This window comes from Paenibacillus sabuli (assembly GCF_014705605.1).
Lineage (GTDB): Bacteria > Bacillota > Bacilli > Paenibacillales > Paenibacillaceae > Paenibacillus_D > Paenibacillus_D sabuli.
Genome location: NZ_JACXIZ010000021.1, coordinates 96,887 through 113,079, shown reverse-complemented (window position 1 = coordinate 113,079; position 16,193 = coordinate 96,887). Strand labels below are relative to the sequence as shown.

The window sequence follows — 16,193 nt, the reverse complement described above, 5'->3', positions numbered from 1 at the left end:
TCAAAGATCCTGAACGGCAATTGCAGCGGTGCTGCGGTTGCTATGCGCGATCTCGTCTCTTCGGGGCATGGGCGCCCAGCTCGAGGTATCATCCAGCCAATGCGTCGGCAGCTCCACCGGACTCTCCGGCTGCCAGCGCTCCATCCACTGCCGAGGCAGCGTCTGGGGGCCCGCTCCGAGCTGCGCGACGAGCGGATGCTCGATCATCGTCAGCCATACCATCGCCCATGCGCGCGGCACGACGCGCCAGATGTCATACCCGCCGCCGCCGATCGCGACCCAGCGTCCGTCTGCATAGCGATGCGCGAGCCGGTGAATGCGCGCCGGCATCTCCTCATAGATGCGCATGCTGCAGTGGACGTGCGAGAGCGGATCGTAAGCATGGGCATCGCAGCCGTGCTGACTGATGATCAAGTCGGGCTTGAAGGCCGCTGCGACCTTCTCGATGCTGGCGGAAAAGCATTCCAGCCACGAATCATCCTCGGTATACGGATCGAGCGGGATGTTGTAGCAGGCGCCGAATCCTTCGTGGCCGCCCTTCTCCTGCACGAACCCCGTGCCCGGAAACAAAAACTTGCCGGTCTCGTGAATCGAGTACGTGCAGACGTCCGGATCGTGATAGAACGCAAACTGCACCCCGTCGCCATGATGGACGTCGGTATCGATATAGAGCACGCGCAGCTTGTAACGGCTGCGAATGTGAGCGATTGCAACGGCGGCGTCGTTGTATACGCAAAAGCCCGCCCCGCGCTCGGGAAATGCGTGGTGCAGCCCGCCCCCCATATGAAACGCGTGCCTCGCTCGACCCGAAGCGACGAGCTCGGCGGCATGCACGCTGCCCCCGACCAGCGCCGCGGAAGCCCGATGCATGCCCGGGAAAAAGGGTGTGTCTTCCGTCTGAAGGCCGTAGGCTGCAGCCTTGGCGAGCCATGACGAGGACGGCTGCTCCGTGCTGAGCGCCTGCACCGCTTCGATGTAATCGTCGCGGTGGACAAGCCGCAGCAGCTCGTCGCTGGCAGGAGGCGGCACCTGCATATGCGAACGCTCCAGCGCCGACACATTATGCAGCAGATCGATCGCTAGTTTGAGGCGCTGCGGATTAAAAGGGTGTTGATCGTTGAACCGGTAATGCATCGCCTCCGGGTGATGAACAAATACGGCATCGGACGGCATGGCAATCGTCTCCTCCTTTCTTTTGCGGCCAATTAAATGCGCCGGTCTGCGCAGGATCTTAAGCTAGTACATGAAGCGTTGCCTGAAGCGAACCCGGTCGAACTTCTCGACCGACGATAGCGGCACCTCTTTGCCGATGCGGACCATCAGACAGTTGGCCGGGTGGGAACAGATTTCGGGATCATCCGTCGCAAACCATACCATATCGACCGATTTCATCAGATTCTCCATCATTTTACGGTAATCCCAGACGTTCATTTTGTTGCCTTCCAGATCCCAGTGCCAATAATACTCGGTTGCGAACACAATGGCATTATCCAATTGGCTGTCCGCGAACGCGCTGCGGATCATGTGCTTGCCCAGTCCGAGCGCCCGGTACGAGTTGGAGACTTCGACAGCGCCGAGCTCGATTAAATCGTCCATGTTGCCCTCGGACCAGCGTTCGAGCTCGTCCGGATAGTGAAAGGTCACGTAGCCGACAATGGTCGTGTCGTCGCGGGTGACAATGACGCGGCCTTCCTCCAGGGCGGCGATTTCGACGAGCGCTTCGTGCTGGTCGCGCGGCCGGCGAAAGGCGTCCAGATCGGTATGCATGCTCCAGCCTGCAAGCACGTCCGGCGCTACCGGTCCCTCTACGAGCAGCTCGCCCTCCTTGGAGGACAGACGGTTGACCTGATAGATTTTTCGATGTTCCACTCGCCATCCCATCCTTCCATCCTGCTACTTCAAAGCGTATCAAAAAGTTGTCTTAAAAGTAAAGGACGTATGCGGAATAGTTGTGTTATGCTATAATACGTTTTGTCGGTATAAGCGTAAACGGATACACAAACCGAGACTTGCCGCGCCGGCGACCGTCATACTTGCGCGATGCAGCGCGATGCGCGTCTGTCTTGTAAGCGTATACTGCGGGCGGCGTGAACGATCAGAGTTCAGGAGGATGATTCGGATGGAAAATGTTCAGCAAGAACGCATCGCGGCCACCGCGACGACACCGAACATGCGAGATTACGAGAACACGTATGCGTCGATGCGATGGGAAGAGGTGGAGAAGCAGTTCTCCTGGCATGAGACCGGCAAGGTCAATATGGCCTACGAGGCTGTCGACCGTCATGTCGAGCAGGGGCGCGGCAGTAAAACGGCGCTGCTGTACAGTGACGCTTCACGCGAGGAATCGTACACCTTTGCCGATATTGCTGCGCAATCGTCTCGTTTTGCCAACGTGCTGAGGGGACTTGGCATCGGCAAGGGCGACCGCGTTTTTATATTCATGCCGCGTACGCCGGAGCTGTACTTCAGCCTGATGGGCGCGCTCAAAATCGGCGCCGTGGTCGGGCCGCTGTTCGAAGCGTTCATGGAGACGGCGGTGCGCGATCGACTGCAGGACAGCGAAGCGGTCGCCATCGTCACGACGCCCGCACTGCTCGGCCGTATTCCGCGCAGCGAGCTGCCTGCGCTGAAGCATGTCATCGTCTTCGGCGACGACGTGCCGTCGGAGGAAGGCATCGTCGATTATCGCACCGAGATGGCCGGCGCCTCCGAGGAGGCGCAGATCGAGTGGCTGGGACGCGAGGACGGATTGCTCCTCCATTATACGTCGGGCTCCACCGGCAAGCCCAAAGGCGTCTATCATGTGCAGAATGCCATGATTCAGCATTACTACACCGGACAGGTCGTACTGGACCTGCAGCCCGACGATGTGTACTGGTGCACAGCCGACCCGGGTTGGGTGACGGGCACCTCGTACGGGATTTTCGCGCCTTGGCTCAATGGCGTAACCAATGTCATTCGCGGCGGGCGGTTCAGCCCGCAGGACTGGTACGCGACCCTGCAGAAGTACGGCGTGACGGTCTGGTACAGCGCCCCTACTGCATTTCGCATGCTGATGGGCGCAGGCGACGAGGTCGTCCAACAGTACGATCTGTCGAAGCTGCGCCACGTGCTGAGCGTCGGAGAGCCGCTCAACCCCGAGGTCGTGCGCTGGGGGCTCAAGGTCTACGGGCATCGCATCCACGACACCTGGTGGATGACCGAGACAGGCGGGCAGCTAGTCTGCAACTACCCTTGCATGACGATCAAGCCGGGCTCGATGGGCAAGCCGCTCCCGGGCATCGAGGCGGCGATCATCGACGACAACGGCAACGAGCTGCCGCCCAATCGCATGGGCAACCTGGCCATTCGCACGCCGTGGCCGTCGATGATGCGCAAAATCTGGAACAATCCGGCCAAGTACGAGGAATACTTCCGTCTGCAAGGCTGGTACGTCTCCGGCGATTCCGCGTATCGTGACGAAGAGGGGTACTTCTGGTTCCAAGGTCGAATCGACGATGTCATCAACACCTCCGGCGAACGCGTCGGCCCGTTCGAGGTTGAGAGCAAGCTGGTCGAGCACCCGGCGATCGCCGAGGCGGGCGTCATCGGCAAGCCGGACCCGATGCGCGGGGAGATTATCAAGGCGTTCATCTCGCTGCGCGAAGGCTTCGAGCCCTCTGAGGAGCTCAAAAAGGAAATCTACACCTTTGTCAAGGTAGGCTTGTCGGCGCATGCGGCGCCGCGCGAAATCGAGTTCAAAGACAAGCTGCCGAAAACACGCAGCGGAAAAATCATGCGGCGGGTGCTCAAAGCGTGGGAGCTGGACTTGCCGACAGGCGATCTTTCGACAATCGAGGACTAATTTCAATGAAATTCAAAACGGCACGGGACCTTAGCCCCGTGCCGTTTTGTCTTGAAAGTATAGAACATATATGATTTCGCCTAGCTCGTAACGGTTAGCCCACCCATGCTATTTCAGCTGCACGGGAGCGGAGCGTTCCGACTCGCCGCCGGCATTGACCGCCGTAATTTGGAACCAGCCGGATTCGAGCGTGGAGATGTAGTCGAAGCGGCCGACCGGTGCACTGCCGATCTTGGTGTAGCTGCCGCCGTCCGCGCTGTAATAGACGTTGTAGCTGGTAACCTGCTGGCTGGTGTCGTTAGCCTTCCAACTGAGTCGGACGCCGGTCTCCGTCTTGCGAGCGGTGATCGGCCCGGGAGCAGTGACAGCGCCCGGCGTGTTATCCTCGGCCTCGTTTCCACTGTCCGTATCTTCCCCATCCGAGCCGCCGTCGTTGCCTGCGCCGTTGCCCCCATTCGGAGCACCGGGGTCGTTCGGCTCGTTGGAATTCCCGTCCTCGTCGTTCGGATCCTCCGTCGTTCCGCCGCCATTCTCCGGCTGTTGCGGCTCGTTGGAGGGCTGACCGAGCTCGGCGACGCGGCTCGGCGCAGACTCGCGCCCGGCGACGTCGACCGCAGTGACATAGTAGCGGTAGCTGTTGCCGGCAATGCTGGTAGAGAAGCTCGTCGCACTTCCCGCACTGATCGAATCGCCGATTTTGCTGTAACCGGCGCCGTTGATCGAGCGATACAGGCGGTAACCGACCACGTCGGATTCCGGGCTCGCGTTGAAGGTAATGCTGACGGTGCCGCCTTCAGGCGCGGCTAGCCGCACATTGGCCGGCGGCGCGGGCGTTGCGCCGTCGTCGGTGCGCGGGTCCGTCTTGGACGGCGCCTCGTCCCCGGCATCGCGCGGCATGTAGCTGCCGAGCGGCCGGCGGTCGCTGGCCGGCATCACTTTGAGCGCCTCCTGAATCTGATCCATCAACGCATCCAGCGGCTCCTTGCGCTTGATGACAATCTTGCGCTGCACGAAGTCCTCGGGCGTTGTGTCATGCGGTATATAGTTAACCCCGTTGTACGTGATATAGGCGGCTTGGACCAGCGCATCGTCCGCTTCGGTCGGCACGTAGGCCTCGTTGAACCAGTCCGTCACCAGCAGGCCGCGCTGTCGTGTCAGATCGGTTGGCCTTTTGCCGCTGACGCTTGAGACCGTCGCTTTAACGATGCCGTCCGGCTGCTCGAAGGCTTCCGACTTGAACAACTCGCTTCTTGCGTCGGTTACCTGATTCAGAATCTCGGCCCAGAGCAAGCGCGCCCGGCTGCGTCCTTCGCCGGTGAGTGAATTTTTTTGCTTTTCGTATCCGACCCAGACGCCGAGCGTCACGTCGGGCGTATAGCCCATGAACCAGACGTCGCCGTAATTTTGGGTCGTGCCGGTTTTTCCGGCAATTGGAATCTCGCCATATTTGTTGAACAAGCCGGTAAGCGAGTGCCCGGTCGATCCCGACTGGGACACGACCGTGCGCAGCATATCGGTCATCAGGAACGCCGATTGCTCGCTCACGACCCGTTCGGGCACGGCCTTGTGCGCGTACACCTCGTTCCCGTCGGCGTCCACGATCTTGCTGACCATGAACGCATCGTTGAAGACGCCGTGATTGGCGATCGCGCCGTACGCATTGGTCAGCTCCTCGACCGTGACGCCTATGCTCAGGCCGCCGATGACGCCCGTCTGAGCTGCGTCGTCCTGCGGCTGCAGCGTCGTTACGCCGAGCTTGCGCACGAACTCCCACGCCTTTTCGATCGTGACGTCGTTCAGGAAGATTTTCAGCGCCGGCAGATTGAGCGAGCGATTGAGCGCCTCGCGCGCCGTTACCAGTCCGTCGTATCCGGACGAGTAGTTTTTCGGGATATGGTAGCCCTTGGAATAGTCGCGCAGCACGATCGGCGCGTCGTCTATGATGGAAGCCGGCTGCACAAGCCCCGCATCGATGGCCGGCAGATATGCGGCGATTGGCTTCATCGCCGAGCCCGGTTGACGCGTCATCTGCGTGGCATAGTTCATCTGCTCGTGATAAAAATCCCGTCCTTCGATCATGCCGAGAATGGCGCCGGTTTTGTGATCGATCAGCATCGCCGCGGTTTGCTCCATCCCTTTTTCCGGATTGTCGGGAGAAAAATTGTCCGGGTTGGCGGCAATTTGCTGCATGACCTGGTAGATTTGCGGATCGATCGTCGTGTGCACATGATAGCCGCCGCGCAGCAGCTTTTGCCGCGCCTCCTCCAGCATGGTGCCGTAATTCTCGTCGCGCCGCAGCTGCTCGAGCGTCATATTCGGCTTCTCCTGCTGAAGAAGCACCTCCGATGCCTGGCGCTCCGCCTCCAGCATCAGGTAGGGATAAGTGGAGTAGGCTTTTTCCTCGGACTCGGCCAGCGCGCCGCGAATGTCAAAGGCAACCGCCTCATCGTACTGCTGCTGCGAGATGCGCTCGGTAAAGAGCATCCGGCTCAAGACGAAGCGCTGTCGCTCGATGGCGCGCTCAATGTTGCGTTCGTTCATTTCGCCGCGGCCGTTGTAGGCCGAATACAAGGACGGCAATTGCGGAAGACCGGCCAAGTAGGCGGATTGGGCGATATTGAGCTGGCTTAGATCTGTGATGTCAAATATGCCCTCGGCGGCGGCTTTGATGCCGAACACCTGATAGCCGTTGGAGCCGTTGCCAAACGGCATTTTGTTCAAGTAAGCGGTAAGAATTTCGGGCTTGGTCAAATACCGCTCCATGCGGAACGAAAGAAAGATTTCCTTGAATTTGCGGGCATCGGTCACGTCCAGACTCAAAAAGACGCGGCGCGCCAACTGCTGCGTCAGCGTGCTGCCGCCGGTCTGATTTGCCTCGTTCAGCAGCTTTTGCTTGACGGCTCGCCCAAAGCCGTTGATATCGACGCCTTTGTGCTCGAAAAAATTGCTGTCCTCGACGGAAAGCAGCGCGTCGATGACCTGCTGCGGAATTTCGTCGGGCTCGGCCAGGCGCCGGTCCTCCTCGGTCCGCAGCTGGCCGACCAGCTCGCCGTTATTGAAATAGACGAAGCCGGTCAGCGCGTTTTCGTTGATTTCGGACTCGATCACGGTGCGCGGCCGCACCGGGTCGTCCTTGACGAGGGAAGCGACGTAGCCGGTGACGGCGCCTCCGCCGAACAGGCCGAAGATGAGGATAAAGATGATGATCCACTTTATCGTTGTATACACGACGAGCCCGAAGGTGCGCCAGCCGCTGCGGGCGCTCGTGCGTGGTTTTTTTTCTTCCATTACTATGTAGGCCTCCTCTGCAAAATCCCCCATTATTATAGCACAACCTGTCAGATCAACGCACAAAATCGAAGCGATTTTAATGCAGCGCCGACATTGACATCGTCAGGTCGCTATGATATAAATTTCATATTAATAAGGTTACAAGCTGTGACAGGCTTCAGTAGACCTGCGAACACGCGTTGCAGAGAACCGGTGGAGGGTGCGAACCGGTACGCGCCGCAGCAGTCGAATTACCGCCTTGAGCTTAACGGTCGAACGCTGCCCCGCAGCCGGTAGGCCGTCTACGGTTCGTACCCGTTAGCGTACTCGAGTGAGCGTGTGCCCGATCTGACCAAGGGCGCATGCTAACGAGGGTGGTACCGCGAGCAAATCCTTCTCGTCCCTTGGGACGCGAAGGATTTTTTTGTTGAAAACCAATGGAAAATGGAGATGAGCACATGAGCAAGTGGGAGCAACTGACAAGCGAGCAAAAGCAGGAGGTCGAACGTCAACTGAAGGTTATTCGCCGCGGCGTGGTGGAGATCGTGCCGGAAGACGAGCTGCAGGAAAAGGTAGCCGGCGCGGTCGCGAGCGGCCAGCCGCTCAAGATCAAGCTGGGGCTCGATCCGTCCGCGCCGGATATCCACATCGGCCATACGGTCGTGCTGCACAAGCTGCGTCAGTTCCAGGAACTGGGCCATGAGGTGCAGCTGATTATCGGCGACTTTACCGGCCGGATCGGCGACCCGACCGGCAAGTCGGAGACCCGCAAGCAGCTGACGGAGGAGGATGTGAAGCGCAACGCCGAGACGTACCGGCAGCAAATTTTTAAAATTCTCGATCCCGACCGCACGACCATTTATTTTAATTCCGAGTGGCTCGGCCCGATGACCTTCGCCGAGGTTGTTGGCCTCTCGGCGAAGGTGACGGTGGCGCGGATGCTGGAGCGGGACGACTTCACCAAGCGTTACCAATCCGGGCAGGCGATCAGCATTCACGAATTTTTTTATCCGCTCATGCAGGGCTATGACTCGGTAGCGCTGGAGAGCGACGTCGAGCTCGGCGGGACCGACCAGAAGTTCAATCTGCTGATGGGCCGCACCTTGCAAAAGGAATACGGCAAACGCACGCAGGCGACGATCATGACCCCGCTCATCGAGGGCCTCGACGGGGCGATGAAGATGAGCAAGAGCCTCGGCAATTACATCGGCATTGATGAAGCGCCGGGCGAGATCTACGGCAAGGCGATGTCCATCCCCGACGAATTGATGACCAAATACTATGAGCTGGCTACAGATATCGGCCAAGCGGAGCTCGATGAGCTGACGCGCGGGCTGGCGGAGGGCAGCGTCCATCCCCGCGATGCCAAAATGCGACTGGCCCGAACCTTCGTCCGTATGTACCACGGGGAAGAAGCGGCGCAGGCGGCGGAGACGACCTTCGTCACGGTGTTTCAGCAGCGCGCGCTGCCGGATGAGATCGCCGAGGCCGTGCTCGCCAGCGAAGAGCTGGAGGAGGGCCGGATTCGTCTGGGCCGGCTGCTGGTCGCCCTCGGGCTGCAAGGCTCCGGCAGCGAGGCGCGGCGCAGCATTCAGCAAGGCGCCGTGCGGCTCAACGAGGAGAAGCTGACCGACCCCAATGCTGAAATCGCGCCGAAGGACGGCGATATTGTGCAGGTCGGCAAGCGAAAGTTCGCAAAGATCAAGCTGGGCGGCGCTTGAAGAAATATGGCGATCTTGTGAAACTTTACGCATGGATGTCACGTATTAAATAACGGATATCGGCTTTCAAATCCTGGGTGGTATGGAGAGGGGCGGGCGTTGCGGTGGAAGTGTTATTCTGGTCCTGTTTGCTCGGAGGTGTCCTGTACGCCATCGTTACCGTCATCTTCGGCGATCTGCTCGGCACCGCGCTCGACGGCGCGCTCGATTTTTTGTCGGCGGACTCGCCGTGGCTGCAGCCGATGACGCTTGTCGGCGGCGTCACCGCATTCGGCGGCGCGGGCGTGCTGCTGACGCGCTACACGGAGCTGGCGATTCCGGCGATCCTCGTCATTGCCGTGCTCGGCGCGGTGCTGATCGGCATCGGCGTGTACTTCATGTACGTCAAGCCGATGAAGGACAGCGAGAATTCGACGGGCTACTCCATGACGGAGATGGGCGGCAAAATCGCCGAGGTGCTCGTGCCGATTCCCGCAACGGGCTACGGCGAAGTGCTGCTGCGCGTTGGGGGAGCGGGCGTAACGAATCAGATTGCAGCCAGCTTCAACGGGCAGACGATCGAAGCCGGCGCCCGCGTCGTGGTCGTCGAGGTCAAGGACGACACGCTCTTCGTATCCAGACTGGACCTGGAAGGTTAGGAGCCGTAGTCATGAGAGGAGAGATGGAATGCCTGAATATTTAGTCGTACCCGCTATAGTGGTGGGCGTATTCGTCGTGCTTGGCTTGGCCTTTTGGGCGCGCTTCAAGACCGTGAGTCCGGACGAGGCGATGGTTGTGACCGGTTCGTTCCTGGGCAAGCGCAATACGCTGGTGGACGAGAGCGGACGGCGGATCAAAATCGTACGGGGCGGCGGCGCGTTTATCCTGCCGGTGTTCCAAAAGTCTGAATTCCTGTCCCTGCTCTCGCACAAGCTGGATGTGTCGACGCCTGAAGTGTACACCGAGCAAGGGGTGCCGGTCATGGCCGACGGGGTGGCGATCATCAAGATCGGCGGCTCGATCGAGGACGTATCGACAGCGGCGGAGCAATTCATGGGCAAGCCGACCGAGGCCCTCAAGTCCGAGGCGCAGGAGGTGCTCGAAGGGCACCTGCGGGCGATCCTCGGCTCGATGACGGTCGAAGAGGTGTATCGCAACCGCGACCGCTTCGCGCAGGAGGTGCAGGGCGTGGCGGCCAAGGATCTCAAGAAGATGGGCCTGCAAATCGTCTCCTTCACAATCAAGGATCTGCGCGATACGAACGGTTATCTGGACGCGCTCGGTAAGCCGCGGATCGCCGTAGTCAAGCGAGACGCCGAAATTGCCGAGGCCGAGGCGATCCGGGATTCGCGGATTCAGAAGGCCCGGGCCGAAGAAGAAGGCCAGAAAGCCGAGCTGCTGCGGGATACGAATATCGCCGAAGCCTCCAAGGAGAAAGAGCTGAAAATCGCGGCCTTCAAGCGCGATCAGGATACGGCCAAGGCGGACGCCGATCAGGCGTATTCCATCCAAGAGGCGCGTGCCAAGCAAAGCGCGGTCGAGGAGCAAATGAAGGTCGAGCTGGTGCGCAAGGAGCGCGAGATCGATCTGGAAGCGAAGGAAATCCTGCGGCGGGAGAAGCAATACGACGCCGAGGTCAAGAAAAAAGCCGACGCCGACCGATATGCGGTCGAGCAGGCGGCCGAGGCCGACAAGGCCAAACGCTATCGCGAGGCGGACGCGCTGCAGTACAAGATCGAAGCGGAAGCCAAAGCGATGGCGGAGCAAAAGCGGCTCGACGGTCTGGCCGCGGCCGATGCCGAGCGCGCGAAGGGTACGGCGGACGCCGAGGTCATCCGACTGCGCGGTCTGGCCGAGGCAGAGGCCAAGGAGAAGCTGGCCGAAGCGTTCAGCAAGTTCGGCGAGGCGGCGGTGCTGGACATCATCGTCAAAATGCTGCCTGAGCTGGCCGGCAAGGTCGCGGAGCCGCTGCAGCAGATCGACAAGCTGACGGTGGTGGACACGGGCAGCGGCGAAGGCGCGGCACGGGTGAGCAACTACGTCACCTCGCTGATGGCGACTGCGCCGCAAATGCTCAAGGATGTGTCGGGCATCGATCTCGACAATCTGGTCCGGAACCTGACGAGTAAAAGCGCGCCGGGGCGCGACAGCGAGCGGCTGCCGGTCCAGGCCGAAGCGGGCGAGGCGACGGCGGTCCAGACGAAAGATTCCCTACCCGAATAACGAAAGGCCAGCAGAGACAGATACCAAACACCAGACACCAAGACACCAAGACACCAAGACACCAACCCATTCGAAGCCCCGCTTTCCTTATTGAAAGCGGGGCTTGGCGAAAAAAAACCGCCGCAGAATGCGACGGTTTTTGGCAGCCTTAGCGGCTGTAAAATTCGACGATTTGCTTTTCGTCGATGTCCTGGGACAGCTCGGCGCGTTCCGGCAAACGGATGTACTTGCCTTCCATTGCCGTATCGTTGAACTCCAGGTAGTTCGGGATATGATGACGACCTTCCAGCGCTTCCTTGATCGCTTTCAGCGAACGGCTGCGCTCGCGCAGGCCGATGATGTCGCCCAAGCTGACCATGTAAGACGGGATGTCCACTTTTTTGCCGTTGACCGTCACGTGACCATGCGCAACCAATTGGCGCGCGCCTGCACGGGAGTTGGACAGACCCAGACGATAGACGAGGTTGTCCAGACGGCTTTCCAGCAGGAACATGAAGTTCTCGCCGGCAATCCCTTTCAGCTTGGTAGCTTTGTCGAACAGGTTGCGGAACTGCTTTTCGTTCAAGCCGTACATGTGACGCAGCTTTTGCTTTTCTTGCAGCTGAATGCCGTAGCCGCTCAGTTTTTTGCGTTGTCCCGGGCCGTGTTGACCTGGAGGGAACGGGCGCTTCAGCTCTTTGCCGTTGCCGCCCAGCGAGATGCCCAGACGACGGCTCAATTTAAACTTGGGTCCTGTATAACGTGCCATGCGTAGTCAAAACTCCTTCATCAAATGGAATGTTTGAGTAAGGGGTTCTCCTGTTTCGCCGGCATTGCTCGATCGTCTCCCGAATCCGGTGGACGTCCGTCAGACACTTCAGCCGCTGGTCTGTCGGTGAGCGCAGCCATGAGGGTGACACAAAACCGTAAGCCCTTTATTCAACATCTAATATTAAAGGAAATTGGGGGAGAAAGTCAAGTGTCAGTAAGCAGGTGAGTCAAGAGGGAGTCTTCACAAAATTTTATGGCTCCAAAGTCCTGTCTTGCATACAGAAACTAGTGCATTCTTCATGAAAATGAAGTATGATGGCTATATTAATCCACGCGTCGGTCACCGATGTGACCGGAGAAAGCCGCGAGAAGGACTGGGTGCTGCGTATGGCTGAAGAAATCCGCGCTCAAGACACCTGTTGGCCAGACATGACAAGCGATTCGTCAGGGAAAGGCTCGACTGCGAATCCGATGATTCGCAAATGGCTCGGCGAGGTTGAAGCGCCCCCGTTGGAGGAGTTGCTGGAAGCTAGCTTGGTCGCGTGGGCGGCAGAAGCGGCGCAGCTGGAAATGGTCAGCCGCGGCATCTGCATGCTGGGGGACGCTGACGGGCAGGCGATCGCCCTGCAGCAGGGGGAACTGTGCGCCGACCCGGTGATCGGCGCGCGGCTGCGGGAGCTGCTCGCCAAGTCGCTCGGCGAGGCTGCCGCCTCGGGCCAGTATACGGCCGCACACTTGCCCATGGAGGAGGGGCCCGGGCTGGTTGCAGCGGCACGACCAATCTATGCGGCTGATGGCGCCGCGATGCTGTGCATCCTGGCGATCGCCGCGCGAGGCGAGGCGCCGCCTTCGTCGGATCTGATGACGGCAGCAGCGCTGCATTTCCGCTCTCGCTTTGACCAGCGGTACACGGAGGCGCTGCTTCAGCGCTTGCTGGCACGCCAGAGCCACGCCGAACGGGCGACGGAACGGGAAGCGGCGCTGTTCGATTCGACGAAGCGGCTGCACGATCAGATCAATGTGACGTCCGTGCTGCGTGAGCTTGTCATTACGCTGGAGACGTTGTACCCCGATGCGCATGTCGATCTATTGCTCTCCCAGGATCATGCCAATGCCGATGCGCGCGTGAAGCCGCTTGTTTTCAAGCATGGGGCGAACGATCTCTGCGCCAGAGCCTTCGTGGAAGGGCGCGCGGTCACCGAAGCCGCAGACGGCCAGACCCATGTGGCGGTTCCGATGACGGGCAAGCAGGCGGTCTACGGCGTCATTCGCCTGGTATGCGAGACGCCCCTTTGGGAGCGGGCATGGCTTCCGGAATTCCAGATGCTGGCCAACACCGCCGGCTCGGCATTCGAGAATGCCAAGCTGTATGAGCAGTCCAACCTGCTCATTAGCGAGCTGCAATTGATCAACGAATTGACCAAGCGGCTCAATCAGTCGCTGCGGCTGAGCGAAATTTTCAAGCTGGCTACCACGGATCTGCTGCAAATTTTTGAAGCCGATTATTGCTGCCTGCTGCAGTTCGACAAAAAGACCGAGCAATTCGTCGTGATGAGCGCCAACCATCCGGGACTGGACAGCGATCTGTTCCCCAAGGATTACGGCTTCTGCGGAACGGTGTATCAGACGAGGGAGCCGCTGATCGTATCGGATTATGCGGAGAAAAACACGGTCCCCTCCAAGCTGATGCAGCTGACGGGCTCGCGCTCGTTGATTGCATCGCCGATTGTCGTCAACAGCGATGTCGTCGGCGTCATTCTCGTGTCCCATCGCAGCGCGAATTTTTTTTCGTACGACAACTACAAGCTGCTCCAGGTGCTCTCCACGCATGTAGGCCTGGCTATCACAAATGCTTCCCTGCATGCCGAGGTGCGCCGCATGGTCATCACGGACAACTTGACCGGGCTGCATGCTCGCCACTACCTGAACGAACGGATTCAGGAAAAGCAGCGCTCCGATCCCAGCGGCTCGTTGATCCTGGTCGATATCGATCATTTCAAGCGCATCAACGACACGTACGGCCATCAGGTGGGCGACGAAATTCTGATCCAGGTCGGCCGTATCGTGCGGGCCTGCATCCGGGAGACGGACATCGCCGCGCGCTGGGGAGGCGAGGAGCTGGCCGTCTATCTGCCCCGGGTCCGGACCGATCAGGGCTACCGGATCGCCGAGCGCATTCGCTCCCAGGTGGAGGCGCAGACCTCTCCGACGGTGACGAGCTCTTGCGGGGTCTCGGAATGGACCTTCGAGGACGACAAGATCAGCGTCGAAAGCTTGTTTTATCGAGCGGATATGGCCCTCTACGAGGCCAAAAACAACGGCCGCAACCGGGTGTTTGTCGGCTAGCCGCAGCAACTGTGCAACGCCCTTCGCGCAAGGGCGTTTTTGTGTGCTTTCGTTCCGGCCTGCGACAGCTTGGCATCGCATCGGCAAACGTGATAGGATGTGTACACAATGTACTGAATAGAAGGAGGCGAGGCAAGTGAAGGATCCGCGCATTGCAAAGTTGGCTCAAAATCTGGCGGGCTACTCCATTGATGTGCAGCCTGGCGAAAATATTCTGATTCATATGACCGGATCGGAGCGCGAGCTCGTGTACGCCCTGATCGAGGAGGTCAGCAAGCGGGGCGGGCGGCCGTTCGTCGAGACCAGCGACCGGTCGGTGCTGCGTACGATGCTGATGCACGCGACGAAGGAACAGATGGAACTGTGGGCGCAATTCGATCTGCGCCGCATGGAAGCGATGGACGGCTACATCGGGATTCGCGCCGGCGAGAATGCAAACGAACTGGCCGACGTGCCCGAGGAGCGAATGAGACTCTACGAGCGGCTGTATCAGCATCCGGTGCATCTGGAGCAGCGCGTCAAGCATACCAAATGGGTCGTGCTGCGTTATCCGAATGCGTCGATGGCGCAATTGGCGAATACGAGCACCGAGGCGTTCGAACAGTTTTATTTCGACGTGTGCAATCTGGATTACGCCAGAATGGAAAAAGCGATGGCGCCGCTGGAGGCGCTCATGAAGCGCACCGACCGTGTTCGCATCGTGTCGCCCGGCACGGACCTGTCGTTCTCGATCTTGAACATCGGGGCCAAAATCTGCTCCGGCCACCGCAATATCCCGGATGGGGAGGTCTTCACGGCGCCGGTGCGCAATTCGGTCGAAGGCACGATTGCCTACAATACCCCGAGCGTGCATGCGGGCGTGACGTTCGAGCGGATTGTCTTCACGTTTGAGAAGGGCCGAATCGTGCAGGCGACGAGCAACGACGACAAGCGGCTGGCGGAAATACTGGACGTCGACGAGGGCGCCCGCTATATCGGCGAATTCAGCCTTGGCTTCAATCCGCATATTCTGCATCCGATGAAGGATACGCTGTTCGACGAAAAAATAGCGGGCAGCCTGCACTTTACGCCGGGACAGGCGTATGAAGAAACCGACAACGGCAATCGCTCCTCGGTGCATTGGGACCTCGTGCTGATCCAGCGCCCGGAATACGGCGGCGGAGAGATCTATTTCGACGACGTGCTGATTCGCAAGGACGGACGCTTTGTCCTGCCGGAGCTGGAGGGGCTGAATCCGGAGCATCTTCGCTAAAGCCTGGCGTATTTGTGCATTTGACTATTGAACGTTCGGGAAAATCAGGGTATGATGTAGAAAAGGTTTTCACAAAGACGATATTGGAGGGGATTTTCATGTCCAACAACGCAGCAATTGTAGATATCTCGCAAACCGCTAATCGATTCCGTTCTTCGATCGTTCTTCAAGCTGAAAACAAGTATATCGATGTGAAAAGCATCCTCGGCCTGTTCACGACGCTGGTCAGCGGACATTCCTACGAGCTCCATGTCCACGGTCCGGACGCAGAAGAGGCGAAAACCGCGATGGCCGAGGTGTTCAAAAAGCATAACCTCGACATTGCGATTGTACCGGAATAAGGACACGAATGACCCTCGCCAATGCTTGCTCCACGCCCTTCCGTTATTCGGCAGGGCGCCTTTTTTGTTTTGTCCTTGTGTATTGGCCCGTTTTCGACTAATATAAAAGGTATAGCAGACGGCGACGATCGCACAGGGGGGAGTACAATTGTCTTCATCGGATGTTATGGTGAGTATGCACCACAAGGCGCTGCATCTTCTCCAGGAGGATGCGAACAAGATTGAAAAGCTGATCGAAGTTCAGATGGAGAACTTGACCACTCGCAAGTGCCCGCTGTACGAGGAAGTGCTGGATACCCAGATGTTCGGCTTCTCACGCGAGGTTGATTTTGCGGTTCGCGCCGGGTTGATCCCTGTCGCTGCGGGCAAGGATCTGTTAAGCAGGCTGGAGCGTAATCTTGCGCAGCTATACGAAGCATTGAATCCAAAAGGGTAGTCTCCGCGGAGGCTGCTCTTTTTTTATCGGG

The 16,193-nt window shown here is 59.1% G+C and carries 12 protein-coding genes and 1 other annotated feature; of the genes, 8 read left to right on the top strand and 4 right to left on the bottom strand.

From position 1 onward, the window contains the following. Nucleotides 1-1,173: an acetoin utilization protein AcuC gene (locus IDH44_RS13490; protein WP_190918430.1), complete on the bottom strand. Its 1,173-nt coding sequence runs from the start codon at nucleotides 1,171-1,173 to the stop codon at nucleotides 1-3. Between the two features lie 63 nt (nucleotides 1,174-1,236). Beyond that, entirely contained in the window at nucleotides 1,237-1,869 is a 633-nt protein-coding gene (locus tag IDH44_RS13485; protein ID WP_317890181.1) for a GNAT family N-acetyltransferase, read from the bottom strand. Nucleotides 1,870-2,119: 250 nt separating this feature from the next. On the opposite strand from IDH44_RS13485, the gene acsA reads away from it, so the two are divergent. Beyond that, on the top strand, nucleotides 2,120-3,844 hold the full coding sequence (gene acsA, locus IDH44_RS13480) for an acetate--CoA ligase (RefSeq protein WP_190918427.1): 1,725 nt from the start codon (nucleotides 2,120-2,122) through the stop codon (nucleotides 3,842-3,844). A 108-nt stretch (nucleotides 3,845-3,952) separates the two neighbouring features. On the opposite strand, the gene IDH44_RS13475 is transcribed toward acsA, so the two are convergent. After that, nucleotides 3,953-7,132 (bottom strand): transglycosylase domain-containing protein, encoded by a 3,180-nt coding sequence (locus IDH44_RS13475; RefSeq protein ID WP_190918425.1) that lies wholly within the window; start codon nucleotides 7,130-7,132, stop codon nucleotides 3,953-3,955. A gap of 141 nt (nucleotides 7,133-7,273) precedes the next feature. Further along, nucleotides 7,274-7,522 (top strand) — a binding site (T-box leader). Nucleotides 7,523-7,572: 50 nt separating this feature from the next. Between IDH44_RS13475 and tyrS the strand changes: the two genes are divergently transcribed. The 3 genes from tyrS to IDH44_RS13460 all read left to right on the top strand — a co-directional run bounded on the left by tyrS (nucleotide 7,573) and on the right by IDH44_RS13460 (nucleotide 11,037). Further along, complete coding sequence (gene tyrS / locus IDH44_RS13470) at nucleotides 7,573-8,835, top strand: tyrosine--tRNA ligase (protein ID WP_190918423.1); 1,263 nt, start codon at nucleotides 7,573-7,575, stop codon at nucleotides 8,833-8,835. A gap of 104 nt (nucleotides 8,836-8,939) precedes the next feature. Next, the gene (locus IDH44_RS13465; RefSeq protein ID WP_190918421.1) at nucleotides 8,940-9,473 is read left to right on the top strand and encodes an NfeD family protein; all 534 of its coding nucleotides are present in this window, start codon (nucleotides 8,940-8,942) and stop codon (nucleotides 9,471-9,473) included. A 28-nt stretch (nucleotides 9,474-9,501) separates the two neighbouring features. After that, complete coding sequence (locus IDH44_RS13460; protein ID WP_190918419.1) at nucleotides 9,502-11,037, top strand: flotillin family protein; 1,536 nt, start codon at nucleotides 9,502-9,504, stop codon at nucleotides 11,035-11,037. Between the two features lie 148 nt (nucleotides 11,038-11,185). Here IDH44_RS13460 and rpsD read toward each other — a convergent pair whose 3' ends face one another. After that, nucleotides 11,186-11,785, bottom strand: coding sequence for a 30S ribosomal protein S4 (gene rpsD / locus IDH44_RS13455; RefSeq protein ID WP_190918417.1), 600 nt, complete (start codon nucleotides 11,783-11,785; stop codon nucleotides 11,186-11,188). Nucleotides 11,786-12,099: 314 nt separating this feature from the next. On the opposite strand from rpsD, the gene IDH44_RS13450 reads away from it, so the two are divergent. The 4 genes from IDH44_RS13450 (at nucleotide 12,100) to IDH44_RS13435 (ending at nucleotide 16,162) form a co-directional block, all read left to right on the top strand. Then, nucleotides 12,100-14,133 (top strand): sensor domain-containing diguanylate cyclase, encoded by a 2,034-nt coding sequence (locus IDH44_RS13450; protein WP_223869647.1) that lies wholly within the window; start codon nucleotides 12,100-12,102, stop codon nucleotides 14,131-14,133. 136 nt (nucleotides 14,134-14,269) lie between these two features. Beyond that, complete coding sequence (locus IDH44_RS13445; RefSeq protein WP_190918415.1) at nucleotides 14,270-15,385, top strand: aminopeptidase; 1,116 nt, start codon at nucleotides 14,270-14,272, stop codon at nucleotides 15,383-15,385. 98 nt (nucleotides 15,386-15,483) lie between these two features. Further along, the gene (locus IDH44_RS13440) at nucleotides 15,484-15,726 is read left to right on the top strand and encodes an HPr family phosphocarrier protein (protein WP_190918414.1); all 243 of its coding nucleotides are present in this window, start codon (nucleotides 15,484-15,486) and stop codon (nucleotides 15,724-15,726) included. A gap of 148 nt (nucleotides 15,727-15,874) precedes the next feature. Further along, nucleotides 15,875-16,162, top strand: coding sequence for a YlaN family protein (locus IDH44_RS13435; protein WP_190918412.1), 288 nt, complete (start codon nucleotides 15,875-15,877; stop codon nucleotides 16,160-16,162). Nucleotides 16,163-16,193: the final 31 nt, after the last annotated feature.

Excerpts from the sequence above, each read along its gene's own strand:
- IDH44_RS13490 (WP_190918430.1), bottom strand. The coding sequence starts at position 1,173 with ATGCCGTCCGATGCCGTATTTGTTCATCACCCGGAGGCGATGCATTAC.
- acsA (WP_190918427.1), top strand. The coding sequence starts at position 2,120 with ATGGAAAATGTTCAGCAAGAACGCATCGCGGCCACCGCGACGACACCG.
- IDH44_RS13475 (WP_190918425.1), bottom strand. The coding sequence starts at position 7,132 with ATGGAAGAAAAAAAACCACGCACGAGCGCCCGCAGCGGCTGGCGCACC.
- tyrS (WP_190918423.1), top strand. The coding sequence starts at position 7,573 with ATGAGCAAGTGGGAGCAACTGACAAGCGAGCAAAAGCAGGAGGTCGAA.
- IDH44_RS13460 (WP_190918419.1), top strand. The coding sequence starts at position 9,502 with ATGCCTGAATATTTAGTCGTACCCGCTATAGTGGTGGGCGTATTCGTC.
- rpsD (WP_190918417.1), bottom strand. The coding sequence starts at position 11,785 with ATGGCACGTTATACAGGACCCAAGTTTAAATTGAGCCGTCGTCTGGGC.
- IDH44_RS13450 (WP_223869647.1), top strand. The coding sequence starts at position 12,100 with ATGATGGCTATATTAATCCACGCGTCGGTCACCGATGTGACCGGAGAA.
- IDH44_RS13440 (WP_190918414.1), top strand. The coding sequence starts at position 15,484 with ATGTCCAACAACGCAGCAATTGTAGATATCTCGCAAACCGCTAATCGA.